Genomic DNA, 15,944 nt, shown 5'->3' with positions numbered 1-15,944 from the left:
CTTAGTATTATAAGAAACCCCACCTAATAATTAGATGGGGTTTTGTAATTAGAATGTTGGATATCCCCAAGGGGCTGAATTTAACTGATTTCGTAATGGTGTTGTTCTACCTTGTGCTAATCCTTTTCCTAAATTCATTCCAAGATTCGCTAACTGTTGACTAGAAGTTTGTCCAGTTACATTAGGTAAAGTAATATTGACATACATATCTCCCGATTGAACACTAAAGTTTGAATGTGTACCTTTACTTGTTAGATAATCATACTGAGACATAACCTGTACGCCTTCAGGAAGATTAAATGTTCCACCCATTTGCGCTCTTAACTCTTGGTGGATACCAATCTGTGCTTGTAAAGATTGCTTTGTCAATTCTCGAATATCTTTCATGATTTGCTCGTATTCAGATGAACCTTCTTCAAACTTACCACTATTTCGCTCTGCAATTCTTACCGCTAAGGTCTTATCTATAAGTGATTTACGATCTTGTAATTCTCTTACTCTTAGGTCACGTGCTAAGAAACTATCATCTCCTATACTTGGTCCAAAGTTCACACGTTCCTGTATGTACTTAATTTCCAAATCATCCATATTATTACCGAAATCATGTCTCCAAGCTGTAAGCCTTTGAATTCTTAAATTTTTAACTTCTAATTCAGCACTCGCGATTTGTTGACTCAATCCTTGAATAGTATCTTGTAACTGACCATCTGGATCTGCTAACTGTTGGGATTGCAGATTTGCCAGTTTACTTTTCATTTCTCCAATCATTGATTGGCTTGAAACAATCTGTGAATCAATATAAGTAGGACTCTCTGTGTTCATGCTAATAGCACTTAATGTATCCTTATACTGTTTCTTAGCCTGAGCTCTAGAAAATCCTTTCTGAGTGTCGTTAATATAAAATTCCGTTTTAATACGTTGTGCTTCAATTTGTTTTTTCTTATCTTCTAGGTCAAATTCAGCTTTTAATTTCTTTTCTTTGTCCTTACTCCGTTCAACAGATTCTTTAATTTTTTTATAATCAGCCGTCTCTACCTTTTCTCTAGTTTCTGGGTCCACAGTATACCTTTCCCCATTTTTTTCTAATGTTTCCAACTCTGCCTCTCGCCCTCGAGTAAAGTTATGAAGCTCGTCCATCTCTTTTTTGTAAGCTTCTCGCTCTTGTTGAATTACTTGTAACCTAAGTTTCATATACTCTTTTGAGTCAGCTTTCACACCATCTAGAAGGGCGGTAATTAAGTTAAGTTCTCCCTTATTACTGGCAACTTTCTGGCTCTCTTGAATACGAGATTTTAAATCATCATAAGAAAAGTAATCATATTGACCCTCATCTATCATTTTATTCTCCCAAGCTTTACGAGCTTTTTCTGCTTCATCCCTTCGCATATTCTGCTCTGATTCAGAGATGGCCGATTTCCTATATTGATCTATAAACTCTTCTTTTTCCAATTGCTGCTTCTTAGCATACATTCCAGATTGATTTAAATACGATTGTGTTAAATCTGTTAAAGATGCTTTTGAATAATTTCCATCTTGACCTTTAGATTTTGCATCATTTGCCCTTTTTTCATTCTCTTTTTCTAAAGCTTCTTTCCAATTCGACGTTCCATATTCTCTCTTTATCCAATTCTCAAAATTCCCTTTAAATCCCCCTTTTTCGCCTAAAAATTCTTGACCTAATCCCACATCAAAACTATCTACGTCGGGGTGTCCTGGTGAAAAAGTATTTGTAATTTTATTCCATGCCAATCCGGCTTGTCTTAGAAATCTACTCCCCTTACCCTCATCTTCTTCATATTTAACATATGCTTCAGCGGCACCTGCGGTTTGATTATGATAATCTCGTATTTTTTCTTGCTTGGTCGTTAAACCAAAGCTCTCAGCAGAATTCGTTAAAACATCACCAACAGCGGTTGCAATAGCTAATTGTTTAGCAAATCTTCCTACGCTGCGTGCAAGTCCCATAATAGCCCCACCAGCTCCTCTTGTTCGCTGTGGGATAGTATCAAGAAAATCAAGAAAACCCTTCATTCTATTTTTTGATGCACCTTCAGCTTCATCAGCTACCTTTTTTACGGCACTTGATAAATCCCTGTACGCAGTGGTACTTTGTCTTGTTTGTATAGTAGCCTTTCGGTTACTAGCCTCATATTCATCGAGTGCCTTATTAAGCCCATCCATATTATTTATCGATTTACCTACGCTTTGATAGTTTTGATCTAGATATGTCTCAAATCCAATACGTTTTTGATCATCCATTTGAGCTAAACGACCAGCCGTTGATTTTTGATTCTCATTCATACTGTCAAAGTTAGTCCTATTTGATAAGGTATTCACTAAATGCTCTGAGAAATTTGTGGTAAAAACGTCTGTTAATAATTTACTTTGGGTAAGGTTGCGAGCATTATAGGCTGAACGAGTATGTAATTCATCAGCTGTTAATTCTTTCTTTTCACCCTTATAATAGCCTTTAGATTCATCCATGATGCTAAGGAAATCGGCCATATTTTCAGCTTTTCCACCATGATCTTTTACATATTCTTTTATCTCATTCTTTCTATCCTCTTTTAAATTTGCTAATTCTTCAAAATAACTTTTTAACGTATCATTTTTCATAGCCGCACGATAGAATTTTTTGTTATTTACTTGATTACGTAAATCTTGGCTCTCCCCCAAAACATGATCATTTAAAAAACCTACCGCTCCGTCCACTTTACGATTTGTAAAAGATGTACCACCAAAGAATTTGTTTTCCATAGTGGCTTTCTTGTAATGCTCTTCATAATTACTCAATTGACCTAATCGTTTGACTCCATGAATAGCACCAAAACCTACCAAGGCATTACCTAAAATCGTAATTAACTGCGCAAATAGCCCTGCATGTTTCTCCATTCCCTGGGCTAAGTTTGTAATAATTTTTGCTAAAGTTTGAATCTCTGGATTTAGCGCATCTAATACTGACACTAATGCATTATTAACAGATACCCCAGCTCTTTCCATTGTCACTGAAGGTGATTTCATCGTTACCGCAATCATTTCTTGAAGGCGTGCAGGATCTTTTTTAAATTCATTAATTTCTTGCTTAATTTTCCAATACGATAAATCCTTACTGTTATTTATCCCCGCTTTATGCATGGTTTCTAAAAAGGACATCAGTTTTGGTGGCTGGTTTGCCCCACCTTCTCCATATAGAATGGATTTTACTTTATCTTCTCCAATATATTTATTTTTGCTTGCTTTCGCAGTGTCTGATAGGATATCAATGAAATTCCGACGTACTTTCATACCACTTTCATTTTTTTCAAATACCTTTACACCATAATTTTCTAATTGCTTAGAAACAGATGGTAAAGTAATACGTTCTGCAATCGTTTTTAAGGCTGCACCTGCATTCTCCCCTGTTTCTCCTGAACTTTGAATTGCTAATGCATTTAAAGCCACAGCATCTTCTGCATTCACTCCCACTGAATGGAGTGCTGTACCCGATTTTGACATAGCCTTCATAATATCTTCAGTAGTCGCTTTAGTTTGACTCGTAGCAACAGCAAAAGAGTTAACTACTCCATCCAACTCCCAGACAGATAATTTGAACTGTGCCATAATTGTCTGTAATCCTGGAGCAATTGTTTCAACCAAATCTGATTTGTTATCTAAACGATAAACTTTAGAAGCTTGATCAACAAATTGTCGTGCAGATTGTTTATCCCCTGTAACACCTGATGCTATACCAGCTACCTTAGACATTCTTTCGTAATCAATACCGTAAAGAGTGGATAAATCACGTACATTATTCATTAGATTTTCAGTATCATTATCTAATTTTAGCCAATCTGTATTTCCATTTTTGTTTTTATATTCAGGTTTCAAAGAGAAGTTTTGTGTAATCTTTAACTGTTCTAACTGAGCAATTTTAAAGGTTTCCATTGCTTTAGATATTGCAGCCATCGGATCTAGCATTGAGCCCGAAGCAAGGCTCCTAACTTTTTTGGTAACCGCTCCAGCCATTCCAAACCCATCAAAAGGATTGTCTTGTTTTGTGGATTTACTTGTACTAGAATCGCTATTATTTTTATTTGTATTACTATGATTTGATCCACTTGAGTTATTTAAAGTATTAGCACTATTTCCTGCAATAAAGCTTAACTGTCTATTACTATTTGCCTTTTGAGGGTTAGTATTAATTTCTAGAATTTCATTCCTTATATGTGCAAACTGCTTATCAACGGACTCCTTAATTTTTTTAATAATTTGCTTGTTCAGCTTGTTAATTTCACTAGTTAAATATTGCGTAATATTAGAATGAGGTTCAAAGTCCACAGCTCTTACTGATTGTTTCATTGACATCATTATTTTATTTGTTCCTGCAGTTAACTTTTTATTAATTGTATTTTCCATACCTTCAAACTGCCTTTTTAAAGCATATCCTCTTAGAGATCCTCGATCCACAGAATGAAAAGTATGAGCTAACTCGGCTGGAGAAACACCTAAATCATTTGCAATATACCTTTGAAGTTGTTTAGATATATTTTTCATAGGTACTTCTACAGATTTGAGATCAATCTTTTGAAGCCCTCCTCGTATGCCTTTTATATAATTTTCTATTAAACTGTCAATACGTTTAGCTGTTTTTATAATCTCGCTATCAATGCCATTCTCTTCGCTAATAACACCTTCGAAATCAAATTTTATAGAATCTTTTATTTTCCCTCTTACTTTTTTCGTTAATTCAGATAAATCTTTCGATGAAATTGTTAATGTCTGTCCTTCAATAGCAACCTCAGGGTTCAGTAAAATAGGTTTTAATTGATTTTTAATACTTACTAAAATTTGCTTAACCGTTCCCTTAGAAATATCTAATTTAAGTCCACTCAAGTTATCTGCATTTACTAAATCCCCCCCATTTTCGCGAATGGAATTTACTAATTGTTTAATTTGATTACTAATTAACTTAGAGATTTCTTTATTAATTTTATTAAATTCATCTTTTCCAACTGGTACTACGCTATTATTCATAGCAGAATCCATATTAATGTTTATATTTTTGATCATCTTTACAATCGTTTTATTTAACTCTTTATCTACTTTAAACATCAATTGTTGAACGGTTTCTTGTTTAATACTTAAAGGTGCTGACCCAACTGAAGATAAAGTAATACCATTTGCTTGGACGATATTATTTAATTCTTGCTCAAGTTTTGCTCTAAGGTTACTTCCCGCTGCCTTAGATGTCTGAGCCGATAACGAAGATAAAGAGTTTTTCATAGCATCTATACGTTTTTCTATACTACCAAAACGATGATCTAGCTGTTCCAACTGTACTCCAAACTCTTTCATATTTTTTATTGACTTATCAAACTCTAGTGCAATAGTAGCACCAATATTTTGATTATTGACTGTCACTTATTTCACCTTCCTTTTACATAATAAAATCCCGCCCTATCCTCAAATAAAAAGGAAGGGCAGGATTATTTATTAGAGAATACCTGCTAACCACTCCATGTCATCAGCATTTGCAACCTCATATCCGTCAATTACTTCTTTTCCATCACTATGTTTTAGATTATTCTGTTCGGCAGCTTGAGCTGAACCGCCCCCAAATAACCCAGTGAAGGACATTGAATGTACCTTAACTGTAAACTCTATATGCTTATGGCATTTCTTTAAGTAATAGTTTAACTGAGGTAATGTCAAATCCCATATATCCTGTTTTTTCATCCCCAGGTAGTGACCTAAGTTAAAGAAAATCTCTGCCCAATCAACGTAGGCATTTTCGTCATATTCTTTTTCTTCTTCCTCAGAGTCTATAAAGACTTTTTTAAGCCATTAAGTCCAATCATAATATCTATAATTTCTTTAGCTGTTACAATATCAATATAATCCCCTAAATAATGAGCTGAAATTTCTTTATAATACGGTTTAAAGCCCATCAATAGGACCTCTAATAGTTCATCATAACTATCATTACCTGTTTCATCTGCAATTAAATTAGCAATAATGACACCTGTATCAATTGTATTCAACTTTTTCATTAGGTTTTTAGCATCTTTTAATCCTAAAGGAGGGATAGCATAGGTTTTTCCATCACGTAATGTTACCTTTTCATCCTCTTCGAAGAATACTTTTTCAATAAACTCTGATTCCTGCTTAGTTAACTTTATTTCCTCTTGTTTATTAGGTTCTTGCTTTTCAACCTTCTCCTCTGCTTCCTCTACAAGAGTAGGTTCCTCGATAGCTTCTTCTCTACTCGGAATTGCTAAATTACGTTCACTCATTTAATCTCCCCCTATATTACTCTATTACCCCTTATTAAATTTATAGAGGACGCAAGGAAGGGGATCACCTAAACGACCTCGTAACTAATATAAGAATTTATGTGTTAAATGTAACAACCTTACGAAAAAAGGTTTAAGTGATAGATATTTTTATAATCCATTCTCACCTTATCTAAAATGTTTAAAAATAAATTAATAAAAAAGAGGATACATAAGTATCCTCTTCTCTAATTAACAAACATCGCCACTTTTTTCAATTTGATAACGCTTAATAGAACCTAAACGACTGTCTGTACGTTCCCCATCAATAACTGTAAGTGTAATACTATGAGTCGCTGCTGTTTGTCGTGCTGTGTCTAATGTAAAGTTAGATTTCACTCGGCAAGAATATAGTTCAACTTGGTAACCTTGAATGCTACCATCCATTTGTTCAAAATGTCCATCATGAACAACAGATACTGTAAGAGGAAAATCGCGAGAACCAATTGCCATTACATCTACAACCTCTGGGCGCTTGTAGTTCACATAAATTTGCTCTCCTTCAAGATAATCATTAAATTTAATCTCCCCTGTAGAAGGATCAATTGTATACTCACCTTTTGCAGGATTAGTTGTTACTTTTTTAAGTAATTTATTCTCTTTTACTAATCTTACAGATACATGCTCTGTCTTAGAAGAAGCTGAACCTAAAGATCCACCAAATAGAGGATTCTTAAGAGTCACTAGTCCACCTTTAACATCATGACGTTCTTCTAATACCCATACGAAACCATCAGGATCGATAGATGATGATGCTACAGGATAATAAACTACTACAGTATCACCTTCAACCGCACCACCTTTTAGTGTTACAGCTGATCCATTTACTGTAATTGCTGATTCTGGTACAAATGAACCTGCAACTTGGTTGAAAATCTGTACTTTAGGTGCTCCGCTACCTGTTAATACTGGACTAGATAATTTAATAGAAACAGGTTCAGTATCGCCAGCAATTGTTACTGTTTCATTTTTCAATTCATAGGCTAAGCCGCTAACTCCTTCTCGAAGTTTTGCCCCTAACACAAGACGTACCATGTTTAAATCAAATTTTGCATCCTCTGCAGTAATATCAATTACCTTTTTACGTAGTAGTGTATCAATAGGTGCTGAAGAGTCTCCCCCTTCAATATCAACCATATCCAACTGCACATCAAGACGCATATTCGCCATGTGACCTAGTGTAATTAATTCATCACACCCTGGAATTTTAGCCATAAATTTACCTGCACCTTTAATAATCATTTTCTTATTCTTACTGTTAAACTTGTCAAATTGTGACATTAACTACACCCCTCAATTTCAAAAATAAATTCAAATCTAGTGAAATACTTATAAGAGTGTTCTATTTCACTTGCAACCTCTGCAGATCCTACATACTGACCCTTGAAAAATACTCCTTTAAATAACTGCAGAGATTGATTATCGAATAATTGATTTATTCTATCTGCAAGGTCTAATGCCAATTCCACATCATCATTTGTGTAGATATCGAAGTCAAATGTTATCACATGAATATTATTGTTTCGTTCCTTTTGAACAAATGACTTGTAAAATGCAATTAAAGGAATTTGGTTATTTAGTGCCTCTTTAGGAGACATACGCTTTTGTATGTGCATTTCATTTTCCATATCTACTGTAATATTATTAAGACCCATACATTTACGTATTACACTATCTTCTCTCAATGTCTTATGTATGCAAGCATAAACATCAGTGATACGTGGAAAGAACAACTCATCACACCCTCTTGTAAGTATTTGCAGTAACAATATAAGAAAATCACAATGAAAATTTAACATCACTTAGAATAAATTTAGTCAAACTCTATCTCACTCCATAATTACTCTTAACAAAATTAATTTTTTACACTTAGCTTCTATTAAGCTCTCACGTACATTCTTAACTATTGAATTGACGTGATCAAAGATTTTCTTATTTATTCTTCAATTAACAAATTAGCAATTCTATTAAAGAAGTATTTGTCATTTAACATAAAACATGTAAACGATTTATTTCTCTGAATTTGTTTATAAATTACACTAAATAATTAAATCCACTTTGAAATTGATGGAATTCAATATAAAAATAATGGTTTTAAATATTTTTAGTTTCTAAAATGAGATAGTATTGAATCTATTTTTATAACAAATAATCATTATTAAATAATAGATAATAATTTATTAATAATATTATTTAGCTTTAATATGATGGATTCAGCTTTTACCTTTAAATTAAATGCTGCAATTTATATATCGTGATTCAGCAACAACCTTTAAACTAATAAGTCTCTTTACAATTCACTTGCAACTATAGTTACTTAAATTTCGATAACTATAGGGAGGTGATATCTTGAATTTACATAAAGATAGAAAGTTAAACACTACTGATATAAAAAAATATTTTTCATTTTTATACAATGATAAACAGATAAGAGCTGTCCTTACTACAAGTAATCAACTCTTATTTGTTGGATACGATATTGGGAAAAATGCAATTGGAATAAAAAATCCTTATAGCTTAATCGAAAATATGGACAAACGCTCTAAATGCAGTGCTGTAATTACCTTTAATCAGGATATTAACCCTCAACGCTATATTTTAGTTGATTTAGAGGGACTCCACCATATGGTCTATAGAGCCAGAAAAGTTAAGGTTAATAGATTAGATTTTATTCATTGGGCCATATCTTTAGAAAAAAATATACTTTAATTCATTTCATTATGTTAGCTTTTACTGGGGTAACTATCTTTCAAATGATTTATTAAATATCCCAGCTAAATATTAATTATTTTGTAAACCTCAACTTTCTAACAACTTATTACGACTTTTAAATAGGAATTGGAGGTGAGATAATGAATTTTGATATAAGTATAAGCCTGTTGCTATTTATATCCTTAGGGGTACGCGCATTTTTATTTGAAATAAAATTTCAGTACACACGTGAAAAATTACGTAGTATTCATGAATTGTTTGAAATTTTTTTAGACTGTTCTTTTTGTAATGGCTTTTGGACTGGTTTTTTTGGTTATGTAATTGTAAATGGTATTGATATTATTCTAATACCATTTGCTATTTTAGTTGGTTCTTCCTCATACTATTTAACGCTATTTGTTAAGAGTCTTACACAAAGAAATTAAGAAACACAGTTTATGTCCTTTATTTCTTAAATTATCCATTCTACATCTTTATCTACTTAACCCTACTAAACTTTAGTAGGGTTTTATTCACTATTCTTATTATTTCTATCTCTATACAAATTCCCAAACAAAAAAATTGTTCAAAATAGCAAAGTACATTTTGCACCGTACCTTGTTTACGCAACTAAAACAATAAATAAGACGACTATTAAAATATCTATCACCTTTAGAAATGGAGTGAACAATATGATTTTCTTTTCAAGTAAGCACCGAATTAAAGATCTTTCTTTCCTAAATAAACTTTGGATGACACCCGTAGCTTATGGACTAAAATATCTTGCCGGAACTGTAATATACATTGCAGATAAATTTGATGAAAAGGTAAGATTTGAAATCCTAAAAAGGCATATTTAAAATGGAGGAAATGAGAAAATAAAAAGAGGATTTATTCACTTTAAGAAAGGTTATAACGAACTGATAGAGGTCACTTTAAATTCCCGCTATCATGCAATGAATTAAAAAACATTTATAAATCCTTTCTTGAAAACTTTAGTCGGGGAGATACTATTCCTATAAACTATACAGGATAGTATTAGGTATCGCGGTAATTTCAAGTATAATTACGGACTTAAAAAGTTTAAAATTGCGTTAGTAAGAAAGAATTACTCTAAGGATATTTTTACTAACGTAATCTTACTTTTTTTGAAAAAATATTTTAACAATCTATAAATAGATTTTCTACCTAAAACATCGTATTATCATTAGCTGCTTCATTTGGAATGTCTTGAATTACATCCCAGTGTTCGACAATCTTTCCATCCTTTATACGAAAAATATCCACTATAGCAACTCCCTTATCTTGAGAGTTATTACGAGAATGTACATGAAGAGCAACTGTATCCCCTTCAGCTACTACACGTTTAATCTCTGCAGAGGAATTAGGATTTTTAACAAAATCCTCCTTAAAGAAATCCATGAAGGCTTTTCGTCCATCAGCTACGAAAGGATTATGTTGCTTATACTCTTCACCTACATATTTTTAGTAAAAAAACTCATAGTTGAATTTAATGTATCTAATTCCTTTTATTATCAGAATAAGCCTTTACAACAACTATTTTTTATTTCATTAATTCTATAGTTTCTTTAATACACTTACCATTATCCATTGTTATATCTAATTTCTATTTAAAACCCTTCTTTGTAAGTTTACACCTATGTATCGTGTTAAATTGTGTGTGGCAAGATAAAACAAGCTTTTAAATTTAATTATTGTTAGGTAGCTTCTACGGTATGATATTATCAAACAATCAGTTATACATATAAACCTAAAATTTCAACAATCTGACGTGCCTTAGCATTATCTATATAATAATGCATCTCTAACCCTCTTCTTTCTGAACGGAGTACGGTTCTCCTCAATTTTGATAAATGTTGTGAAACAGTGGATTGGGGGAGTCTTAATATTTCCGTTAACTGTGTAACATTACATACTTTATGGTGCATTAATTCATTTACAATTTGTAATCGCACAGGATGTGCCATTACTTTTAATACATCTACATCGTCTTCATGGATTTCAGCTAGATTTCTTTCAGATATTAATGTTATCATTTCGCATTCTCCTTTATTATTAATTTCTCTTTTCCTTTTATCCTTATAATTAATACTTATAGCTAATTACCATTTGTCCTGTTGAGAAAATATATTCTCTTTTTAAAACAAAAAGGACACCAATTCATAAAAACGTTTTTTACTGCTTTAATGAATTGATGCCCTCTAATTTTTTGACCAGAATATATCTTGTTTTAAAGGATATCCTCAATTCCTTTTTCTCACATCTAGTAAAAAATATGCATTTCCTTTAAAATCTATATCAAGAATATTCTTCAAATCCTAAAAACATAAGTTTATTACAAAGTTTCTATCGAAAAACAATATGCAACTGGCTGGGGCTATTATGAAACTTGGTTTAATTGGAACTCTATGTTACCAGCTGGTACAACTTAAGAATTAGTCACTTTCTCAGACAATGGAGAAGATATTTGGGATGCAGGCACATTCCGCTATAAAGTTGAAGTTACAAATGCTGACGGTTCTGTTGATACAATTTACATAGCACCAATAACATTAGTAAATTAAATAATAGGTTCGCTTCACATCTTATAATATATACTTTAACAATATCATTAAATCTTCACATAGATATACTGGATCATGAAAAGAGGGATTACACCTTCCTTTTTTATATTTTAAAATAAAAACGTATCCCCACCTATATTTATCTATACCAATTTAAGAAATAAATAATTCAAAAAGAAAAAACACTACAACAAAGAATGTCTATTTGTTTCTTTTCGTTAATTTTCCTACATGTTGTATATAAAAAAATAAAGTAATACCTGTCATAGTAATTAAAAAGATTTGATAGTAATCAATCAACTGTAGTACCCCCTCCATACCAAAATAAACTCAACGAAATATTCACTATAAAACCAACGTATGTAAAAAAACAGCTACAAGTCCATTCATAGTTTTAAAAATTTGTCCTCCTCTTCTTCTAAGAATATTCAAAATTTCAAATAGATTATCTTATATCGCCATCTTATGTATGCAGAATTACATATCAAACCATATCGAAAATCATTCTCATTGTAACTATAATGGTTTCAAGAAGTGGTGTTTTTACTTCCTTTTCAAATCTCAAAATATATTAAAGGAGACACTAACATTGTGAAAAAAGCTATTTTAGCAGGGGCACTAGGAATTGTAGTACTATCAGGTATGAATTTACCAGGAGTAGAGGCATCAAAAACAAGTGCAGCAACTACAAATTTAGAAACTCAAGAAGTTACAAAATACTACTCTATGAGTTCCTATGAAGTTTCCCAAAAAAAATCATTTAATCTTAATAAAGGGGAAGAACTTACGGTCTTTGTACAAAATTCCGGGTTCCCAATTTCTTATACAGTCTTTGATGCAGATAATCAAGTAATTGGCACATACAATGCTAATTCACCATATGGTCGCGTATTCAAAGCACAATAAGACGGTAATATTTCTGTTCAATTTCAAGCAGGAGTAAATTCTTCTTACATGAAGAAAATGAATTTCACAGCTAAATTCGCAGTTTCTAAACTTAACCAACAATAAAAAATTTAACGATCCTCTTTAAAAACAAATTAAAAAGGTATATCCCTTCAATGGGATATACCTTTAACTTTAGTGAATTTTATATTGACCAGATAACCTCTCTTGCGCCATACGAACTAAACGTTTCGTAATCTCTCCACCTACTGAACCATTTGCTCGTGAAGTTGAATCTGGTCCAAGTGTAACGCCAAACTCCTGAGCAATTTCATACTTCATTTGCTCAATTGCACTTGCTGCCGCCGCTACCAAAATCTCGTTTGAATTATTATTTTCTCGAATTTGCATTTCTAACACACCTCCATTTAATTGGTAATATCATGCTCTATTTCCAATTAAATATGCAAAATTTAAATTTATTTAAGTAAGCGTGTGATTTACATTAATACATTCCAATTAAAAAAGATTTTACAAATGAATCAATATAATCCTTATTGATTATATTGAATTTTAAACTATCCATTAATTCTTGTAACTCTTGTGATAGCCAACTTAATGATGTTGCTAGTTCCGCAATAGTGAGTTTAGTGTTTCACTTAACTCTTTGATGTTCGGATATTAACAATATATTGTTAATAATCACCATTTTATAGGTACACCTACATATAGGCCAAGTATGCAATTACAGAACGTTTGTTATAAAAAAACGTAAACATGTCAAACAAAAAAGACTCAATTACTATATCTCATCCCTTCTTTTAAATATAAATCTACTACCTCGTTCTTAAATTCTACATTGTTAGTGACTCTAATTTTCCCCATAGAAAAATCCGCTCTTAACTCTCAATCAATTTCTTAAATTTCTTTTCTAATTGATCTGGTGGTAATACACCTCGCACATGATCTACTATAATTCCATCTTTATTAACAAAAAATGTCGTCGGTAAAGAAAATACTTTATAATCTAGTCCAGCTACTCCGTCCATATCTAGTAGAACAGGAAACTCAAACCCATAGCGATTAGCAAATGCGCTTGCTTCTTGTACTGGGTCACTAACAGTTGCATTCACCGCAAAAATTTCAACATCCTTTTTATATTTATCATACATATGAACTAAGTCAGGTGCCTCCATTTCACACGGCCCACACCATGATGCCCAAAAATTAATAATATATGGTTTTCCCTTGGCATCATTTAACGACTGCAACTTTCCGTCTAATCCTTTTAATGTGATGCTAGGTGCTTTAAAACCGACTTGTGGTAATACTTCTTTCTCCTGTAGCTCTGCTTGTTTCGCTTTTCTTTCCTTTTCTTCTTTCTTTAAATTATAAAAGTTAACCCCCGCCCAAAGGAGAGCACCTACTAGTATAATAGCAATTAGTTTCTTCACTTTTCTTCCTCCTCATTTTTAAAAACCTGTAAATCCACCGAATAGACGAATAAAGAATGCTGTAATTTTCGTCATTTAATTTGTATACAATAAAACACCTGTAATATATGATAAATAATATATATATAGGGATAAAAAGTATCATGATATAAATGACAATACCTCTATCCACACTACATAGAGTAGTGTTCATCCTTAAAAAAAGAGGCTATATGCACTCTCCGACAATAAGGACAACCGACACACAGAATAACCCTATTGTTACATATACCGAATTCGTATGTAACGGGATATTAAACTTCACAACTTTTTCATTTAACACTTGCTTGATTCGTAAATTTATTGCTGTTTTTGCAAATGAAGCTGTAACACATCCATTTTCCATCGTCTTTATTTTAATCAATTTTAATAATGCACTACCTAACTCAAATGAAGATTTCATTTTTTGCATCGCATATTTATCTGCTGCTAACTCTTGATACGTATGATATCGTTGTAACAATCCTTTTAATATCGGGATGTACATCATTCCTTCTGCTAATAACGTAAAACAAAATAATTTTAGCGGATCCCAATTATTTTGATGATATTCTTCATGGAAAATAATCGCATCAATTTCTTCATCTGAAAATGTTTGAAGCAACCCTTCCGAAATGACAACTTTCGGACGGAATAATCCAATTGTAAATGCTGCAACTTCCGCAGTCGGCAGTATATGTATTTGTTTCCCTTTTCTAATAAATGGGATAAGTGCCTTTTGTACTTTTTTACTATAGAAAAATTGTCGCCAAATTCTTTTACAGACAATCAATACAGTAATTAATAATAACCCTGCTATTATAATACGAACCATTGATAGTTCTTTCATATGTTTTTCTAACTGAAACAAGCAAAACTTTGAAAGGAATAATGCCTTATTTTGAAAAAGAAATGGGTATGTAACATAATACAATAACAAGTTGAAAAAGAGGGTACTAACAATGAGCGCTAACAATACGATTTTACGCATTTGCCATTTCATTTCATCGATCCTCTTTTTTTAACTGATTCAATTTGTCTTCTAATTTTTTTATTAAATTCGGATCAGCCTGCTCTAGCTCATCTATCATATGAGTTACAACTAAATCTCCAAATTCCCCCACTAATTCCTGTGTCATTTTCTTCGTTTGATTGGATAAGAATTCTTCTTTCGTTTGTATAGCACGATATAAGCCACTTCTTTTCACAGTCTGTTTTTCTAGGTGTAATTTCTCTACTAACCTGTTCATAACTGTCATAACAGTATTAAAATTCACAGGCGATTCTTCACTTAATCTCTGCTGGACTTCTTTAATAGTAATACCTTCAGTAGACCAAATAATCTCCATAATCTTCGCTTCAAGCGGTCCAAAGAAATGATTTAATCCTTGCTCATTTAACCTATAGTTTTGCGTAAACATCGTATGACTCCTTTCACACTACGAATTGTAGTACAAATTAAATGAGAGGTCAAACGCGAGTAATATAAACTAAAATTCACTACCTATAAATACGTACCTCATTCTATTCATTATAAGCCTAACTTATCTCCAAATGTATCAAAAAGATACTGCTCTAATATTTGTACACTAAACTTCTCATTACGTCCAAGTGCAAATAATTCCCGATCTTTCGCTACGATAGTATCTAACGGAATAGCTACATTATCCACTATTTTTGTAATTTCAATTATATTACTTTTTACATTTACTTCTGTTTTAAATTCAACGTTTTCTAACACTATATGTGAACGTCTTCCTGATGCAAAAAAAGTAAAATTAGGATTTTTAACAACGCCAATTTCAGTCTCTAACGCATATAAATAGTGAAAAATTACATCTCTGTGTCCATCTTTTATTATTTTTTCATCCTTCTCATCGTCTAAGTATTCTTTCAGCTTCGTTGTAAATTCAAATCGAAAATCCACTTTTTTCACGCTCCTTCTTTGTATTTCATATTAAATAAATATATTGAAATAATTTTAACATATTGTAATACAA

At 32.1% G+C, this 15,944-nt stretch carries 13 protein-coding genes and 3 pseudogenes; 3 read left to right on the top strand and 13 right to left on the bottom strand.

What is annotated here, in order from left to right; genetic code table 11:
* Positions 1–48 precede the first annotated feature (48 nt).
* From V6946_RS08875 to V6946_RS08855, 5 genes are all read right to left on the bottom strand, one after another.
* Complete coding sequence (locus tag V6946_RS08875) at positions 49–5,400, bottom strand: phage tail tape measure protein (RefSeq protein ID WP_406622288.1); 5,352 nt, start codon at positions 5,398–5,400, stop codon at positions 49–51.
* 72 nt (positions 5,401–5,472) lie between these two features.
* Positions 5,473–5,691, bottom strand: a complete 219-nt coding sequence (locus V6946_RS08870) for a hypothetical protein (protein ID WP_226799801.1) — start codon at positions 5,689–5,691, stop codon at positions 5,473–5,475.
* Positions 5,692–5,801: 110 nt separating this feature from the next.
* On the bottom strand, positions 5,802–6,272 hold the full coding sequence (locus V6946_RS08865) for a hypothetical protein (RefSeq protein ID WP_000004089.1): 471 nt from the start codon (positions 6,270–6,272) through the stop codon (positions 5,802–5,804).
* 231 nt (positions 6,273–6,503) lie between these two features.
* Positions 6,504–7,592: a hypothetical protein gene (locus tag V6946_RS08860; RefSeq protein ID WP_000077128.1), complete on the bottom strand. Its 1,089-nt coding sequence runs from the start codon at positions 7,590–7,592 to the stop codon at positions 6,504–6,506.
* Positions 7,592–8,044 carry a hypothetical protein gene (locus V6946_RS08855; RefSeq protein ID WP_000465972.1) on the bottom strand — a complete coding sequence of 151 codons (453 nt, stop codon included), beginning with the start codon at positions 8,042–8,044 and terminating at the stop codon, positions 7,592–7,594. The genes V6946_RS08860 and V6946_RS08855 overlap by 1 nt, the downstream gene beginning before the upstream one ends.
* Before the next feature lie 616 nt (positions 8,045–8,660).
* On the opposite strand from V6946_RS08855, the gene V6946_RS08850 reads away from it, so the two are divergent.
* Positions 8,661–9,020: a hypothetical protein gene (locus V6946_RS08850; RefSeq protein WP_001048703.1), complete on the top strand. Its 360-nt coding sequence runs from the start codon at positions 8,661–8,663 to the stop codon at positions 9,018–9,020.
* A 143-nt stretch (positions 9,021–9,163) separates the two neighbouring features.
* Entirely contained in the window at positions 9,164–9,448 is a 285-nt protein-coding gene (locus tag V6946_RS08845) for a hypothetical protein (protein WP_001008317.1), read from the top strand.
* 742 nt (positions 9,449–10,190) lie between these two features.
* Here the strand turns inward: V6946_RS08845 and V6946_RS08840 are convergent.
* A pseudogene (locus V6946_RS08840) lies at positions 10,191–10,487 on the bottom strand (ester cyclase); the annotation flags it as partial.
* 272 nt (positions 10,488–10,759) lie between these two features.
* Positions 10,760–11,059: a helix-turn-helix transcriptional regulator gene (locus tag V6946_RS08835; RefSeq protein ID WP_000631354.1), complete on the bottom strand. Its 300-nt coding sequence runs from the start codon at positions 11,057–11,059 to the stop codon at positions 10,760–10,762.
* Positions 11,060–12,178: 1,119 nt separating this feature from the next.
* Here V6946_RS08835 and V6946_RS08830 point away from each other — a divergent pair.
* Positions 12,179–12,598: pseudogene (locus V6946_RS08830) on the top strand (hypothetical protein).
* 69 nt (positions 12,599–12,667) lie between these two features.
* On the opposite strand, the gene V6946_RS08825 reads toward V6946_RS08830, so the two are convergent.
* From V6946_RS08825 to V6946_RS08800, 6 genes and pseudogenes are all read right to left on the bottom strand, one after another.
* Positions 12,668–12,883: an alpha/beta-type small acid-soluble spore protein gene (locus V6946_RS08825; RefSeq protein WP_001167053.1), complete on the bottom strand. Its 216-nt coding sequence runs from the start codon at positions 12,881–12,883 to the stop codon at positions 12,668–12,670.
* A 488-nt stretch (positions 12,884–13,371) separates the two neighbouring features.
* A complete protein-coding gene (locus tag V6946_RS08820; RefSeq protein WP_006923231.1) occupies positions 13,372–13,926 on the bottom strand; it encodes a TlpA disulfide reductase family protein in 555 nt (184 codons plus the stop codon).
* Between the two features lie 18 nt (positions 13,927–13,944).
* Positions 13,945–14,031: pseudogene (locus V6946_RS08815) on the bottom strand (cytochrome c biogenesis protein CcdA); the annotation flags it as partial.
* Positions 14,032–14,134: 103 nt separating this feature from the next.
* Entirely contained in the window at positions 14,135–14,947 is an 813-nt protein-coding gene (locus V6946_RS08810; protein ID WP_000871925.1) for a M56 family metallopeptidase, read from the bottom strand.
* 1 nt (position 14,948) lies between these two features.
* A complete protein-coding gene (locus V6946_RS08805; RefSeq protein WP_000495077.1) occupies positions 14,949–15,365 on the bottom strand; it encodes a BlaI/MecI/CopY family transcriptional regulator in 417 nt (138 codons plus the stop codon).
* Positions 15,366–15,475: 110 nt separating this feature from the next.
* Entirely contained in the window at positions 15,476–15,871 is a 396-nt protein-coding gene (locus V6946_RS08800; protein WP_000347524.1) for a DUF3942 family protein, read from the bottom strand.
* Positions 15,872–15,944 lie beyond the last annotated feature (73 nt).

Origin of the sequence: Bacillus sp. PPSBB_2 (assembly GCF_045291115.1) — a bacterium.
Lineage (GTDB): Bacteria > Bacillota > Bacilli > Bacillales > Bacillaceae_G > Bacillus_A > Bacillus_A cereus.
This window is presented reverse-complemented; position numbering and strand designations above follow the sequence as displayed.

Bases quoted from the DNA above. Each gene is read 5' to 3' on its own strand.
- V6946_RS08860 (WP_000077128.1), bottom strand. From the start codon at position 7,592: ATGTCACAATTTGACAAGTTTAACAGTAAGAATAAGAAAATGATTATT.
- V6946_RS08810 (WP_000871925.1), bottom strand. From the start codon at position 14,947: ATGAAATGGCAAATGCGTAAAATCGTATTGTTAGCGCTCATTGTTAGT.
- V6946_RS08805 (WP_000495077.1), bottom strand. From the start codon at position 15,365: ATGTTTACGCAAAACTATAGGTTAAATGAGCAAGGATTAAATCATTTC.
- V6946_RS08865 (WP_000004089.1), bottom strand. From the start codon at position 6,272: ATGAGTGAACGTAATTTAGCAATTCCGAGTAGAGAAGAAGCTATCGAG.
- V6946_RS08825 (WP_001167053.1), bottom strand. From the start codon at position 12,883: ATGCAAATTCGAGAAAATAATAATTCAAACGAGATTTTGGTAGCGGCG.
- V6946_RS08835 (WP_000631354.1), bottom strand. From the start codon at position 11,059: ATGATAACATTAATATCTGAAAGAAATCTAGCTGAAATCCATGAAGAC.
- V6946_RS08845 (WP_001008317.1), top strand. From the start codon at position 9,164: ATGAATTTTGATATAAGTATAAGCCTGTTGCTATTTATATCCTTAGGG.